The 15068-nt window shown below is 65.4% G+C and carries 12 protein-coding genes; 6 read left to right on the forward strand and 6 right to left on the reverse strand.

Features of this window, described 5'->3' with window-relative positions; translation table 11 throughout:
- Positions 1-399: 399 nt before the first annotated feature.
- Genes KGQ91_RS10850 through KGQ91_RS10860 form a run of 3 tightly spaced genes read right to left on the reverse strand, consistent with a single transcriptional unit; the run spans position 400 to position 2931 of the window.
- Positions 400-1764, reverse strand: coding sequence for a TrkH family potassium uptake protein (locus tag KGQ91_RS10850; protein WP_224420981.1), 1365 nt, complete (start codon positions 1762-1764; stop codon positions 400-402).
- Positions 1765-1774: 10 nt separating this feature from the next.
- Positions 1775-2431, reverse strand: coding sequence for a potassium channel family protein (locus KGQ91_RS10855; RefSeq protein ID WP_224415132.1), 657 nt, complete (start codon positions 2429-2431; stop codon positions 1775-1777).
- 26 nt (positions 2432-2457) lie between these two features.
- Positions 2458-2931 (reverse strand): MarR family winged helix-turn-helix transcriptional regulator, encoded by a 474-nt coding sequence (locus KGQ91_RS10860; protein ID WP_224415131.1) that lies wholly within the window; start codon positions 2929-2931, stop codon positions 2458-2460.
- Positions 2932-3168: 237 nt separating this feature from the next.
- Here KGQ91_RS10860 and maiA point away from each other — a divergent pair, with 237 nt between their 5' ends.
- The 5 genes from maiA (at position 3169) to KGQ91_RS10885 (ending at position 9224) form a co-directional block, all read left to right on the forward strand.
- Positions 3169-3831 (forward strand): maleylacetoacetate isomerase, encoded by a 663-nt coding sequence (gene maiA / locus KGQ91_RS10865; protein WP_224415130.1) that lies wholly within the window; start codon positions 3169-3171, stop codon positions 3829-3831.
- 166 nt (positions 3832-3997) lie between these two features.
- Positions 3998-5458, forward strand: coding sequence for a sodium-dependent transporter (locus tag KGQ91_RS10870; protein ID WP_224415129.1), 1461 nt, complete (start codon positions 3998-4000; stop codon positions 5456-5458).
- A 182-nt stretch (positions 5459-5640) separates the two neighbouring features.
- Complete coding sequence (gene cobA, locus KGQ91_RS10875; protein ID WP_224420982.1) at positions 5641-6510, forward strand: uroporphyrinogen-III C-methyltransferase; 870 nt, start codon at positions 5641-5643, stop codon at positions 6508-6510.
- A gap of 72 nt (positions 6511-6582) precedes the next feature.
- Positions 6583-8493 (forward strand): DUF294 nucleotidyltransferase-like domain-containing protein, encoded by a 1911-nt coding sequence (locus KGQ91_RS10880; RefSeq protein ID WP_224420983.1) that lies wholly within the window; start codon positions 6583-6585, stop codon positions 8491-8493.
- Positions 8490-9224 carry a 3'-5' exonuclease gene (locus KGQ91_RS10885; RefSeq protein WP_224420984.1) on the forward strand — a complete coding sequence of 245 codons (735 nt, stop codon included), beginning with the start codon at positions 8490-8492 and terminating at the stop codon, positions 9222-9224. Before KGQ91_RS10880 ends, KGQ91_RS10885 begins: the two co-directional genes overlap by 4 nt.
- Positions 9225-9331: 107 nt before the next feature.
- On the opposite strand, the gene KGQ91_RS10890 is transcribed toward KGQ91_RS10885, so the two are convergent.
- On the reverse strand, positions 9332-10987 hold the full coding sequence (locus KGQ91_RS10890) for a BCCT family transporter (protein WP_224420985.1): 1656 nt from the start codon (positions 10985-10987) through the stop codon (positions 9332-9334).
- 333 nt (positions 10988-11320) lie between these two features.
- On the opposite strand from KGQ91_RS10890, the gene KGQ91_RS10895 reads away from it, so the two are divergent.
- Complete coding sequence (locus KGQ91_RS10895; RefSeq protein ID WP_163649320.1) at positions 11321-13144, forward strand: acyl-CoA dehydrogenase C-terminal domain-containing protein; 1824 nt, start codon at positions 11321-11323, stop codon at positions 13142-13144.
- Between the two features lie 69 nt (positions 13145-13213).
- On the opposite strand, the gene KGQ91_RS10900 is transcribed toward KGQ91_RS10895, so the two are convergent.
- A complete protein-coding gene (locus KGQ91_RS10900; protein ID WP_224415123.1) occupies positions 13214-14017 on the reverse strand; it encodes a DUF1206 domain-containing protein in 804 nt (267 codons plus the stop codon).
- A gap of 54 nt (positions 14018-14071) precedes the next feature.
- Positions 14072-14461, reverse strand: a complete 390-nt coding sequence (locus KGQ91_RS10905; protein ID WP_163649321.1) for a hypothetical protein — start codon at positions 14459-14461, stop codon at positions 14072-14074.
- Positions 14462-15068: the final 607 nt, after the last annotated feature.

The raw sequence follows: 15068 nt of genomic DNA on the forward strand, positions 1-15068 counted from the left end.
GGAGCTTCTCCATGCGAGAGTAGGTCATCGTCAGGCATCTATCCCGCAAAACCCCGGCCCAACGGCCGGGGTTTTTGCGTTGGGGGCCGGGGAAATGGACCCACACCGGGCCTTTTGCCTGCTCCTGCAGCACGGGCAAGGGCCCACGCTGCCTCGTCGTTTATACCAGCCCACCGATTCCTCGGCCCTACCACCCACTCCTGAACTCCCCAACCTGCTCACCTCGCAGCCACTCCACCAGCCAGCTTGAACCTATCCTTGTCCTGCAAGCCCTCCATAATTCTCCGATGATGGAGCGCACATGATACGGTGCAGCGTGGAGCTAATCGGTCTGGATCCGAGCTGGCTGAATTGCCCCGTGCCAAGCGGGCATCTTGTTTTATGCCTGACGGAAGCGGGTCAGCCGATCTGCACGGAGCCGCGAGCGTAGCGCAGTCCCTTGTCGCGCTGCGTGGACATGAGATAGCCCAGCGACAGCGGGCCGACACGCCCCAGCAGCATGGTCACGATGAGTGTCAGCTGGCCACCCGCGCTCAGATCGGCGGTCACGCCCCGCGACAGGCCGACGGTGCCGAAGGCCGAGACACTCTCGAAGGCCAGGTCGAGAAAGGGCTTGCCGGATTCGGTCACGGTCAGCAGAAACAGGCAGGTAAATATCAGCAGCATGCCCGCCAGAGCCACCGCCACGGCCTTGATGACGGTTTCCTGGGGGATCGCCCGTCCGAAGGCCACGGGTTGCGCGTTGCCGCGGATGAAGGCTCGTGCCACCAGCAGCAGCACCACGAACGTCGTGACCTTGATGCCGCTGGCGGTGGACCCCGATCCGGCGCCAATGAACATCAACAGCATGGTCAGCAGCGCCGTGGGGTCGGTCAGCGCCCCGGTGTCCAGGGTACTGAAGCCGGCGGTGCGCGGGGTGACGGCCTGGAACCAGGCTGCCTGCAGCTTGGCGCCGAGGGTCTCGAGTCCCCCCAGGGTGGCGGGATTGCGCCATTCCAGTGCCAGCACCGCCAGTGTCCCGCCCAGGGACAGCCAGAGCGTGGCATGGAGGACGATGCGCGCATGCAGGGTCAGCCGCCGTGTTCGGCGCCACTCGAGCAACTCGGCGATGACCACGAAACCCAGCCCGCCGACGATGAACAGGCCCGTGATCACCAGATTGTCCAGCGGGCTGGCGACGAAATCGCTCAGGCTGTCCGGCCAGAGCGAGAACCCGGCGTTGTTGAAGGCCGAGACGGCATGAAACAGGCTGACCCACAGGCCGTGGGACCAGCCGAATCGTGGCACCCAGCTCAGCGCCAGCAGCAGCGTGCCGATCGCCTCGGCGACAAGGGCGAAGACCATGACCAGGCGAACCAGCGTCATCAACTCGCTGAACGAGGTGTGATTCAAACTCTCCTTGATCAGGTTTCGCTGGTAGAGAGGCAGCCGCATGCCCATGAGGACCAGTGTCAGGGCGGCGAAGGTCATGAAGCCCAGCCCGCCGACCTGGATCAGGCACAGTACCACCCACTGGCCGAACAACGTCAGATCGGCGGTCTCGATGACCGACAGGCCGGTCACGGTGACCGCGGAGGTGGCCGTGAACAGCGCCTCGTGCCAGTTCAGCGGCGTCGTGGCCGAGATTGGCAACCACAGCAGCAGGGTGCCGAACCCGCTGAGCAGCGCGAAACCGAACAGCAGGATCTCCGGTGGCGAGAGCTGGATCACGCGGCCGTGCGGCAGATGACGAAGCGGGCGCACGATGCGATGGCGGTAGCTCATGGCGCGCGTCTCAAAGTTGCTTGCCCAGCTCGCGAAGGGCGTCGAGATCCCCGATCAGCACCAGATGGTCATTGCCGCGCAGCGAGGTATCGCCGGCCGGATCCCGGACGACCTCGCTACCGCGCTTGATAGCGATGAGCGAGAGATCGGTTTCATCGAGGGGCAGGTCGGCCACGGTCGGGCAGCGTTCGCTGAGATTGTCGGTCGCCTGGAGCTCGACGATGAACTGCCGGTCGCCGAGCTGGATGAAGTCGACCATGGCGCGATAGTGCAGGCTCTCCGCGACGCGCAGGCCGGTATCGTACTCGGGATAGACGATATGATCGGCGCCGATATGCTTGAGCAGGCGATAGTGGGTATCGGAGTGTGCCTTGACCCAGATTTCCTGGACCCCCTGTTCCTTGACCAGCAGCGTGCAGATCATGCTGGCCTCGATGTTGTCGTCGACATCGATTACCACGGCGTCGTAGTCGCCCAGCGAGAGCTCGGCCAGCGCCTTTTCGTTGGTGATGTCGGCGACCACCGCATGGGTCAGCAGATCCGCCAGTGCGTTGACGCGATCCTCGCTGTGATCGACGCCCAGGACATCATTGTGCTGGCGACGCAATTCCTGGGCGACGGTCACGCCGAAATATCCCAGGCCGAGGATCGCGAACTGGTGAGCCATGACACCTCCTTGCAGAAAGACGGGGGCTAGTCGCGTGTCGCCTCAAGGGCGAGCCCGGCCTCGAGCTTGTCCAGCAGCCGGAAAAGGTCACGATACTCTGCCGTGCTCAAGGTCGCTACCAGCGACTGTTCCCAGGCCAGCGCCCGGGGAATCGCCGAGTCGAGCAGGTCGAGTCCCGCCTCGCTGAGTGTCAGCCACAGGGTGCGCTGATCGCTGTCATCGCGCTGCCGGCAGATGAGCTCGCGCGAGAGTAGTTGCGAGACTGCCCGCGACACCCGGGCCTTGTCCATGGCCGTCAGTTCGCAGATGCGCTTGGCGGTCAGTGGCTGGGCCTGCTGCAGCCAGGCCAGGATGCGCCACTGGGCGATGGTCAGGTCATATTGCTCGGCATAGATCGTGGACAGTGCCTGGCTGATGCGCTCCGCCAGGTTCGCCAGGCGATAGGGCAGAAATACCTTGAGGTCGAGTTCGGCACGGGATGCGGCAGTGGTCGAGTGCAAGCGGCGACTCCTGATGGGCCAGTCGTGAACGGTTCCCCGAGTATAATTCCGCCCCGAAAGTCGTGGCAGGGGAATGTGCTGTACGGAAAAGTTGACAGCTTTGTGGGTCGGCTACGACTAAGGGGGGGAGGAGGCCCCTTGAGCGATCGGAGGCATTGCGCATACTGTTTCAAATGAAACTTTATGCCGGGTCGGCGATGCTCGGTCCACTTCCCATGACTGCTGAAGGAGGTCGCGATGGCTGAATCGCCTCCTGTTCTTTATGGCTACTGGCGCTCCAGCGCCACCTACCGTGTGCGGATTGCCCTCAATCTCAAGCAGGTCGAGGTCGAGCATCGCAGCGTGCATCTGGTGCGAGACGGGGGCGAGCAGCACGCCCCGGCGTATCGACGCCGCAACCCGGAAGGGCTGGTGCCGCTGTTCATCGACAGCGACGGCACCTGCCTGTCCCAGTCGCTGGCGATCATCGAGTATCTGAACGAGACGCGTCCCGGTGCATCGCTGCTGCCCGAGGACCCTGTGGCCCGCGCCCAGAGCCGTTCCCTGGCCCAGGTCATCGCCTGCGAGATCCATCCGCTCGACAACCTGCGGGTCCTGAAGTATCTGAAGCGCGAGCTGGGGGTCGAGGAGCCGGACAAGCTGCGCTGGTATCGCCACTGGGTCGCACAGGGACTGGCGGCGCTCGAATCCCGGGTGGCCGGGTGGTCGACGCCGTTCTCGCTCGGCGAGCGGCCCGGTCTGGTCGAGCTGTGTCTGGTGCCGCAGCTCTACAATGCGCGGCGTTTCGACTGCCCGCTCGATGACTATCCGGCGCTGGTCGCGCTGGATGCCCGGGCTCGCGATCTCGAGGCGTTCCGGCGGGCCGCCCCCGAGCTGCAGGCCGACGCTGTCACGGCATGAACGATTTCGGTTATCGCAGTGCTTTCTGCTGCAAAATGCTCAAGGTACGGCAGAATCGGGTGCGAGGTTGGTGCAAGCTCACCGCTTGGCGCTACAATCGCTGCCCTGTTTGCCAAACCCTGTGGGCGGCCTTTGGCACAACAATAAAACCTTCAAGGTGTGTGTTATGACGACAAGAGAAAAACCGCAGAATCTCTGGATGGGTCGCTGGGGCTTCGTGCTTGCCGCGACCGGCTCCGCGGTGGGGTTGGGCAATATCTGGAAGTTCCCCTACATGACCGGGGAGTACGGCGGCGGGGCCTTCGTGCTAGTCTATCTGCTGTGCATCGCGGCCATCGGCATCCCCATCATGATGGTCGAGATCGGCTATGGTCGTCGCGGCCGGGGCAGCCCGATCGACGCCATTCGGCGCGTGGCCCGGGAATCCGGCCAGGGAGCGGGATGGTCGCTGATCGGCTGGATGGCGATGCTCTGCGGCTTCATGATTCTTTCCTTCTATGTGGTGGTGGCCGGCTGGTCGGTTTCTTATCTGTGGAAGACGGTGACCGGCGGGCTCAACGCCGACACGGTCGACGGCATGGCGGCGATCTTCGGGGCCAACAACGCCAGTCCCTGGAACCTCGGCTTCTGGAGCACGCTGGTGACGGTGGTCACCATGGTGATCGTCGGCAAGGGCGTCCAGGAAGGCATCGAGAAGAGCGTGCGCTGGATGATGCCGGGCATGGTGGTCATGCTGGGTATCATGATCGTCTACGCCATGTTCTCCGGTGGCTTTGGTCAGGCGCTGGACTTCCTGTTCGGCTTCGAGATCGGCAAGCTTTCCAGCGCCGGCCTGCTGGCGGCCATGGGGCATGCCTTCTTCACCCTGTCCCTGGCGTCCGGGGCGATCCTCACCTACGGCTCCTACCTGCCCGACGGCAAGTCCATCGCCCGTACCACCTTCACCGTGGCGATCTGCGACACCCTGGTGGCCCTGATGGCCGGTCTGGCGATCTTCCCGGTGATCTTCGCCAACGGCCTGGATCCGGCCAGTGGCCCGGGACTGATCTTCATGAGCCTGCCGCTGGCCTTCGAGCAGATGCCGCTGGGCACCCTGCTGGAAGCCATCTTCTTCATCATGCTGACCATGGCCGCGCTGACCTCGGCGATCTCGATGATCGAGGCCACCGTGGCCTGGCTCAACGAAAGCAAGGGCATTTCCCGGGTCAAGGCGGCCTGGGGGACCGGCATCGTGCTGTGGATCGTCAGCACGCTGGCCATGCTGTCGTTCAATGTCGGTGCGGACTGGACGCTGGTCGGCAAGAACGTCTTCGGCTGGCTGGACTACCTGACCTCGCGCTGGATGATGCCGCTGGGCGGCCTGGGCATGGCCATTCTCGCCGGCTTCGTGCTGCGCGACGACATCTTCCGCTCCGAGCTGGGCCTGAGCCGCACTCAGCACGCCCTGTGGCTGTTCATGATCCGCTACGTCAGCCCGCTGGGCATCGTGGTGATCTTCATCGACGCGCTGGGCGTGATGACGCTCGACATGGGCCGTCAGTGGCCCTGGCTGCTGGCGGCGCTGGTCGTGCTGACCGTCATCGGTGAACTGTTCAGCCCGCGCCTGCGCAAGCAACTGGCCGGCTGATCCCGCCCTCCGGGACAGCCTGACCCGACGCCTCCGACGAAATCCCGTCGGGGGCGTCTTGCGTTCCAACGATCGAGTTATATGCTGGCAACCAGACGTTACTGGTACCGGGCGCCCCAGTTCATTATTTTTACGTATAAGATTTATCGACTTTCTATGTTTTCGTTATAACAGGGTGCCCCATGTTGTCGACCGACGATGCCGTCTCGAATCCCGCGCGTCTCGCGGCGCTGCGCGACTTCCCGCGTGGGCAGGTCTGTCTGGTCGGGGCCGGCCCCGGCGATCCCGAGCTGCTGACGCTCAAGGCGCTCAAGCGGTTGCAGACGGCCGATGTGGTACTGCACGACCGCCTGGTGAGCGACGAGATTCTGGCGTTGATCCCCCCGCACACGCAGCGGCTCTACGTCGGCAAGGCGCGCTCCCGACACAGCGTGCCCCAGTCGGGCATCAATCAGGCGCTGGTCGACTGGGCTCGCCGCGGCAGGCGGGTGGTACGTCTCAAGGGCGGGGACCCTTTCATCTTTGGCCGCGGCGGCGAGGAGCTGGAAAGCCTGGCCCAGGCGGGGATCGACTTCGAGGTGGTGCCCGGCATCACCGCGGCGTCCGGCTGCGCGGCCTACGCCGGCATCCCCCTGACACACCGGGATCACGCCCAGTCGGTGCGTTTCGTCACCGGGCATCTCAAGAACGGCAGCTGTGACCTGGACTGGCCGGCGCTGGCGCGCGAGGGGCAGACGCTGGTCTTCTACATGGGGCTGGGCAGCCTCGATGTCATTCGGCGGGAACTGCAGGCTCACGGCCTGGCCGGAGACACGCCTCTGGCGCTGGTCGAGCAGGGCACCACGGCGCGACAGCGCGTTCACGTCGGTTCCCTGGCGGCCCTGCCGGCGAGCCTCGACAGTGACAGCATCCGGCCGCCGACGCTGATCGTGATCGGTCACGTCGTGGGCCTGCAGGAAAGGCTCGACTGGTTCGAGGCCCAGCGTGCCACCAGCCGCGGCTGGGACGAGGGCAAGCACCCGACACCGCAGGCGCAGGCCGACAGTGCCTGACATCGGCGCCTCGGATTGACGGAAGTCGGTCGGGCTTCCGAGAATGACGGCAACACGTCACGGGAGACCGACATGAATGTCGAGCAGCTGGACATCCGCGATCACCTGGCGCAGTTCGCGCCCTTCGACAGCCTGTCGGACGATCTGCTCGACAAGGTCGCCGCGTCGGTCGAAATCCGTTACTTCCAGGCCGGCACCGAACTGCTGGTCAAGGACCAGCCGATCGAGGCCCTCTGGTACGTGCGCAGCGGGGCGGTGGAGATGTACCTGCGCAACGGCCGGCTGTTCAACCGGCTGGGGGAGGGCGACATCTTCGGCTACTCGGATCTGCTGCGCAATCGTCGGGTGCGCTATCCGGTCCGGGCCATCGAGGACACCCTGATCTACTTCATTCCTGCCGAGGTGTTCGAGGAAGTCTGCGACCAGGACGATGAATTCGCCGAGTTCGTCGACACCGGTGGCCAGCGGCTCAAGGCCACGGTCGAGCAGCAGCGTCACGACAGCGACATGATGACCACCCGGGTACGCAAGCTGCTCGGTCGCCCCGCCGAGATGATCGAGGCCGGCGTGACCCTGCAGGAAGCGGCACAGCGCATGCGCGATGCCAACACCACCTGCGTGCTGGTCATCGAACCGGCGGAAAAGGCCTCGCCGTATACCTTCATCGATCGCGATGGTCACGGCCGCCGCCTGTGCGGCATTCTCACCGACCGCGACTTCTGCACCCGCGTGCTGGCCGAGGGAGTCACGCCCCAGGCCCCGGCGACCGATGCGATGTCCCGGCAGCTGATCGTGGTGCAGTCCGACGAGACGGTCTACGAGGCGATGCTGAGCATGCTGCGCAACCAGGTTCACCACCTGCCCGTGCTGCACCGGCGTCAGCCGATCGGTGTCCTGCACCTTTCCGATATCGTGCGCTACGAGACGCACAGCAGCCTCTTCCTGGTCAACAACATCTTTCTCCAGAACGAGGTGGGCCAGCTTGCCCACCTGTCCGAAGAGGTGCGCACCGCCTTTGCCCGGATGGTGGCCGACGGCGCCAACTCGGAGATGGTGGGGCGGGCGCTGGCGACCGTGGGGCGCAGCTTCGCACACCGCTTGATCGAGCTCGCCGAAGCCAGGCTGGGCCCGCCGCCGGTACCCTACTGCTTCATGGTGCTGGGGTCGATGGCGCGTGACGAGCCGACCATCACCGCCGACCAGGACAATGCCCTGGTGCTCGACGACCGCTTCGAGCCTGAGCAGCACGACGCCTATTTCGAGGCCCTGGCCAAGTTCGTCAGCGACGGCCTTGCCGCCTGTGGCTACCCTTACTGCAAGGGCGACGTGATGGCCACCAACCCGCGGTGGCGCCAGCCCCTGCAGGTCTGGAAGCGCTACTTCACCGAGTGGATGGATGCGCCCAATCCCGAGCGGCTGCTGCACAGTTCGATCTTCTTCGATCTGGCGGCGGTACATGGCGAGGAGCCGCTGGTCGAGGCCCTGCAGGACCTCATTGCCGAACGCGCACCACAGCGGCCCTTCTTCCTCGCGGCGATGGCCCGCAATGCGCTCGGCCGCACGCCACCACTGGGCTTCTTCCGTACCTTCGTCATGGAACAGGACGGCAAGCACCGCAAGTCCATCAATCTCAAGCGGCGCGGTACCGCGCCACTGGCCGATCTGGTGCGCGTGCATGCCCTGGCCTGTGGCTCGAAGGCCCAGAACACCTTCGCTCGGCTGGACGACATCGCCAAGACGCGACTGCTGGCCGAGGGCGTCAACGAGCGGCTGCGCTACGCCTTCGAGTTCCTCTCGATGGTGCGCATCCGGCATCAGGCCCACGATATCGAGCAGGGCGAGGAGCCCGACAACAATATCGAGCCGGAAAACATCGACAGTCGCGAGCGACACCATCTCAAGGATGCCTTCGAAGTGATCAGTCACGCCCAGAAGTTCCTGGGATTCCGCTATCCCATGCCCTCGAAACGGGCGCGCGGATGAAGGCCGGCGGAGTCTTCAGGCACCGCGAGACGCGGCCGGACTGGGATGCCTACCTCGCCTCGCGGGCCCGGGAGGCCCGGGATCCGCGTCTGGTGAACTTCTTCTCGGCCGGCGTGGAGGCGCTGTCTCCCGACACGCCGATCGGCCGGGTGCCGCTGGCGGCCCTGGATCTGGAGACCACCGGCCTGGATGCCGGTCGGCACGACATCGTCAGCATCGGGGTCATGCCCTTCACCCTGGAGCGGATACGGGTCCGCGAGGGGCGCTACTGGGTGCTGTCGCCCCGGCGCAACCTGAGCGAGGAGTCCGTCGCCTTTCACCACATCACGCACTCGGAGGTGGCCGGCGCTCCCGATCTCAGCGCGATTCTCGATGAGCTGCTGGCGTGCCTGTCGGGACGCCTGGTGGTGGTCCACTACCGGCGTATCGAGCGCAGCTTCCTGGACGCGGCGATTCGCGAGCGCCTCGGCGAGAGCCTGCTGTTTCCGGTGATCGACACCATGTCGCTGGAAGCCCGCATCCATCGTCAATCCTGGTGGGCCCGGTTGCGTCGCTGGCTGGGCCAGCCGGTCGCCTCGATCCGGCTTCACGAGAGTCGCCAGCGCTATCATCTGCCGCCCTACACCGGCCACCATGCCCTGGTGGATGCCCTGGCCACGGCGGAACTGCTGCAGGCGCAGGTGGCCCGCTATCACACCCTGGAGACCCCGGTGGGCGAGCTCTGGCGCTAGTCGGTCGTTCCGCCCGCTCAGTCCGGGGCAGGAAATCCGTTCAGCCCGGCAGAAACGCAAACGGCCCGCCGAAAGGCGGGCCGTTGTCGTTGCGAAGGACTCGGCTGTCAGGTCCGGGGCTCGCTGCGCAGGCCCTGGATGATGGCGTAGCACGCCGCCAGCAGGACCAGCGTGAAGGGCAGGCCGGTGGAGATGACCGCTGCCTGCAGCGCACTCAGGCCGCCGCCCAGCAGCAGGGCGATGGCGATCGCGCCCTCGATCAGGGCCCAGAAGATGCGCTGCGGCTTGGGCGCATCGACCTTGCCGCCGGCGGTGATGGAGTCGATCACCAGCGAACCGGAGTCGGACGAGGTGATGAAGAACACCATGACCAGGATGATGCCGATGAAGGAGGTGATGCCGGTCAGCGGCAGCTGGCCGAGCATGACGAACAGCTGCAGCTCCAGGGCAGCATCCTTGACCCCCTCGAACCCGTTGGCGATGACCTGGTGAATGGCGGTGGTGCCGAAGGCGGTCATCCACAGCACGGAGACCAGCGAGGGCACCAGCAGCACGGCGATCAGGAACTCGCGTACCGTGCGGCCGCGGCTGACGCGAGCGATGAACATGCCCACGAACGGCGACCAGGAGATCCACCAGGCCCAGTAGAAGGCGGTCCAGCCCTGCACGAAGTTGACGTCTTCACGGCCGAAGGGATTCGACAGCGCCGGAAGGTTCTTCAGGTAGGAGCCCAGGTTCTCGAAGAAGCCGGTGGCGATCATCAGCGTGGGGCCGACGAAGATCACGAAGGCCAGCAGCAGGAAGGCCAGGACCATGTTGAGCTGCGAGAGGCGCTGGACGCCCTTGTCGACGCCCAGCACGACCGACCCCAGCGCGACCAGGGTGATGCCCATGATCAGCACGACCATCGCCACGTTGTTGTTGGGCGTGTCGAACAGATAGTGCAGCCCCGCGGACGCCTGGGATGCCCCGATGCCCAGTGAGGTCGCCAGACCGAACAGGGTGGCGAACACGGCCAGGATGTCGATGAGGTGGCCCGGCCAGCCCCAGACGCGCTCACCCAGGATCGGGTAGAAGATCGAGCGCATGGTCAGCGGCAGGCCCTTGTTGTAGGAAAAAAGGGCCAGCGCCAGGGCGACCACGGCATAGATGCCCCACGGATGCAGCCCCCAGTGGAAGATGGTGGCGGACATGCCCAGTGCGATGGCGCCCTGCTCGTCACCCTGGGCGGCGCCCAGCGGCGCCCAGTCGGTACGCACGCCGTTCTCGACGGTGGTGCCGCCCAGCGAGGTGCCGAAGTGGGTCATCGGCTCGGAGACGCCATAGAACATCAGGCCGATGCCCATGCCGGCGGCGAACAGCATCGCGAACCAGCCGGCGTAGCTGAAATCCGGCTTGGCGTGAGCTCCGCCGATGCGCACCTTGCTCAGCGGCGTGAAGATCAGCACCACCGAGACGATGACGAAGATGTTGGCGGACAGCAGGAAGAGCCAGCTCAGGTGACTGGTCAGCCACTGGCGGGCACCGTTGAAGATCGGCCCCATCTGGTCGGGCAGCGCGAGAGTGATGATCACGAAGAACAGGATCAACAGCGACGAGATCGTGAAGACCTTGCCGTGCAGGTCGACATCGAAGCCAAACTTGTTGGTGGTGATGTTGTCCTGTCCGATCACGTAATCGGTATCGATGAGATTGGCCGGGCCTTCAGGGGCTGGCACGCCTTCCTGTGGCGGCTCCGGCTGGCTGTTGGTGTCTTGAGCCACGGGTTGTCTCCGTTTTTCAGTCCGAGATGCAATGTCGGGGATGATACCGCTCTCGACATTCCCCTTGCGTTCCCCATGCGTCGTTCGAGCGTGTTTCGCCGGCAGGGGGCGGCGACTCGACAGGAACGCGCAAGCGTCAGGAATTATCCTGAATCAATAAATCCCTGCCTACCACCTTTCGGGAGAAATTGCGGCACAAAGATGGTGAAACCGGCCGTTCGGCGATGCGTCGAGGCAACATCGCGATGCACCGCCCGGCGAAGGTCGAGATGACGGCGCCGGCCGATCTGCGCTACATTCAAGCGACCGTTTGAATCTGCTGGAGTCCCGTTCATGGCCTACTATCAGGCACCCCTGCGTGACATGCGCTTCGTGCTCAACGAGGTTTTCCAGGCCGGTGACGAGTGGGCCGCCATGCCCGCCACCCGCGAGCTGACGCCCGATCTGGCCGATGCCATCCTCGAGGAAGCGGCCCGCCTGACCCGCGCCGAACTGTTCCCGCTCAACCAATCCGCCGACGCTCAGGGGTGTCGTTTCGAGGCCGGGCGGGTCGCCACCCCGGACGGCTTCAAGGAAGCCCGGCGCACGCTGGCCGAGGGCGGCTGGTTCGGCCTGGGCGGCAACCCCGAGCATGGCGGCCAGGGCATGCCCAAGCTGTTGACCGTCGCCTTCGAGGAGATGCTCTACGCCACCAATACCGGTTTCGCCCTGTATCCGGCGCTCAACACCGGCGCGACCCTGCTGCTGGATCATCACGCCCCGGAGCCGGTCAAGCGTGTCTACCTGCCGCGCATGTACGCCGGCGAGTGGCTGGGTACCATGTGCCTGACCGAACCGCACTGCGGTACCGATCTCGGGCTGATTCGCACGCGTGCCGAGCCCCTGCCGGGGGAGGACACCACCGGACAAGCGCGCTATGCACTGACCGGCAGCAAGATCTGGATCACCGGCGGCGAGCACGACATGGTCGACAACATCGTGCATCTGGTGCTCGCCAGGCTGCCCGATGCCCCGGCCGGTACCCGGGGGATCTCGCTGTTTCTGGTGCCCAGGCGCAAGCTGGACGCGGCGGGCGAGCCTGGCGAGACCAACGGGGTCAGCTGTGGCGGCCTCGAGCACAAGATGGGCATCAAGGGCAGCGCGACCTGCGTGATGCACTTCGACGCCGCCGAGGGCGTGCTGATCGGCGAGCCGCATCAGGGCCTGGCGGCGATGTTCACGATGATGAACTACGAGCGGCTGTCGATCGGGCTGCAGGGGCTGGGGCTAGGCGAGGTCGCCGGCCAGAGCGCCATGGACTTCGCCCGTCAGCGGCGCCAGGGGCGGGCGCCGCAGGGCGCGGCGGAGCCCGACCAGCCGGCCGATCCGATCCTGGTGCACCCCGACGTGCGTCGCATGGCGTTGGACATCCGCGCCTGGAACGAGGGCGGGCGCGCCTTCGCGGGCTTCGTCGCCGGCCAGCTCGACCGGGCGCGCCTGCATCCCGACGCCGCCGTGCGCGAAGACGCCGAGGCCCTGGTGGCTCTGCTCACGCCGGTGGCCAAGGCCTTTCTCACCGATCGGGGCTTCGACGTCACCGTCGAGGCCCAGCAACTCTATGGCGGCAATGGCTACTGTGTGGAGTGGGGCGCCGAGCAGTACGTGCGTGATGCGCGTATCGCGATGATCTATGAAGGCACCAACGGCATTCAGGCGATGGATCTGGTCGGACGCAAGCTGTTCCGCAATCAGGGCGCTCTGGTCGCGCGACTCGTCGAGCGCGTCCGCAGTGAGCTCGACGCGCAGCGCGACCCGGAACTGGCCGATGAACGCCGGCGCGTCAGCGAGGCCGTGACCGGACTGGAGCGCGCCACGTCGGCCTTGCTGGCGCGGGCCCGGGGGGATGCCGCCGAGCTTGGGGCGGCGGCGGCCGGTTATCTCTCTCTGCTGGGCCATGTCGTCTATGCCTGGCTGTGGTGGCGCATGATGACCACGGCCCGGCAGGGCCTGCAGCAGCAGGGGCCCTCCGGCGACGCCTTCTATCGCGCCAAGCTGGCGGTGGGGCGCTATTTCTTGACGCGCCTGCTGCCCCGGGTGGAGTCGCTGGAGCAGGAGATCGGGGCGGGCGCCGAGACGCTGATGGCGCTGCCCGAGGAGGCCTTCTACCCGAGGGATTGAGTATTGAAGAAGCCCCCCTGCGGCAAGGACCCCGACCTTGCCACAGGGCGGCCCCCCGGGGCTCACCGTTCAGGGGGTCACATCGCGGAAGCGGGCGTTGACGAAGCAATAGATCGCATAGGCCATCAGGCCGAGCGCGACCACGCCGAGCAGCCAGGGGCCGAAGGGCTGGCGGGCCAGCACGTTCAGGGCGCCGCCCAGCCCCTGGGCCTGGCTAGGGTTGGTCTGGACGGCGGCGACGACCAGAAAGCCGCCGATGATCAGGAAGACCACTCCCCGTGCGGAAAGCCCCCAGCGCGTGGCTGCCTCGGCCAGGTGTTGCTGGGCGTCGCTCATCTCGATCATGTGCCAGTTCTTGAGATACGAGCGCTTGACCGCCCGCCAGATCTGACGAATGCCCACGCCGGCAAAGCCGATGCCGATCGCCAGTACCAGCAGCACGCCGCCGGGATGGCTCATCAGTTCCGCCGTGCGGTCGGTGGTCGAGGTGTTGCCGGTCGCGGCGTTGCGCAGCAGGTTGGCACAGTACAGTGCCAGACCGGCGTAGATGCCGCCGCTGATCAGAAATCCGGCTCGGGTGACGAGCCCGCGTATCCCGTGGCCGAGGTGCTCGGTATCCAGCAGCACCTGGATGAGCCGCCACAGGGCATAGGCCAGCAGGCCGAGGCCCAGCAGGGCGAGCATCACGCCGCCGAAGGGCTGGGTGGCCAGCTGGGTGATGGCTTCCTTGGTGCCGGCGTTGCGGCCGCCCAGGTCGGCGGCGGCCAGGCTGGCCAGGCCGCCGACAATCAGGTAGACGATGCCCTTGGCGACATAGCCGCAGCGGGCAATGATCTTGATCGTCAGAATCAAGGCGTGGGAATGAAAGTTCACAAGCGCTCCTTGCTTGTTCGTGGTGGATGTCACGAGCCGGCATGCCCTTGCGGCTCATTCTCGTTGCGGGGCGAGCGCCTGCCGCTTGTGCCAGGCCAGGGGCTTGAGCAGCTCCAGAATCTCCAGGTATTCCGCCAGGCTGTCACCCACCATGATATAGAAATGTGCCTGCGGATCAGGGGTGGCCAGAATCAGGTAGCGAATGCCTTCCACACCTTCCCGGTAGGCACTGCCGACCTCGATGTCGGGGCTGGCCACGTGGATCGTGTAGGCGCCCGCGACCTGCTCGAGCGGCGTGAAACCGGCGCGATCGAGAAAGGTCGCATCATCGCTCGGGGTGGTCTCCCCGGTGTGGATGAGTTCATGGAGCGTGTTGCAGCGCTTGACCAGCTTGCCGTCGCTGAGCCGGTAGACGCCCTGGCCCGTCAGGTCTTCTCTCGGCATGGCTTTTCCTCCGGGTGTATTGCCAGTGGTCCTCCCAGTGTCGTCCAACTCGCGCGGAATGTCGTCAGGTTCGCCGGCGTGGGAACACGCCTCCGCCAAGGAAAAAGGCGCAGTGTCGCCGACAGGTGACATTTCAACTGCCTGTTTTCAAAGGATTATTCGGGTGAGTCCGGTAGTCTGGTCGCGACACGGCCCGCCAGTCGGCGTTTGGCAACACTCCATGGCCCGGCAGGGCCGTGCCGACCCGTCGCCGGGTTGTGGGTTTGTTTTCAAGTTTTTGATTTTATTGATTTAAGATATTTTCTGGCACACCTTTGGCAATGTATTGGGTGAACGGGAAGGCGAGGCAGCAAGCGCTCTCGCGCGTTTCACTCCCTTCCTTGCCGTTCACTGCGATGTGTGACTCAGGTTGCGATGAGATGGCACCGCCTTCGGGCATGGAAAGGTGCTTCGGGAAAGGACTCCCCGGCAAGGATGCCACCCGAATTGCGGCGTCCCGCCCACGGCGGGGCTGCAATGAACGACGCCCGAGACCGGCGTCGTTGCGGGGCTTTGCCCCTTCGACATTCCGCCAGTCCCGGAATGTTCGTGACCCTTCAGTTCCCTG

The sequence above is a fragment of the Modicisalibacter tunisiensis genome (assembly GCF_020148005.1).
Taxonomy (GTDB): Bacteria; Pseudomonadota; Gammaproteobacteria; order Pseudomonadales; family Halomonadaceae; genus Modicisalibacter; species Modicisalibacter tunisiensis.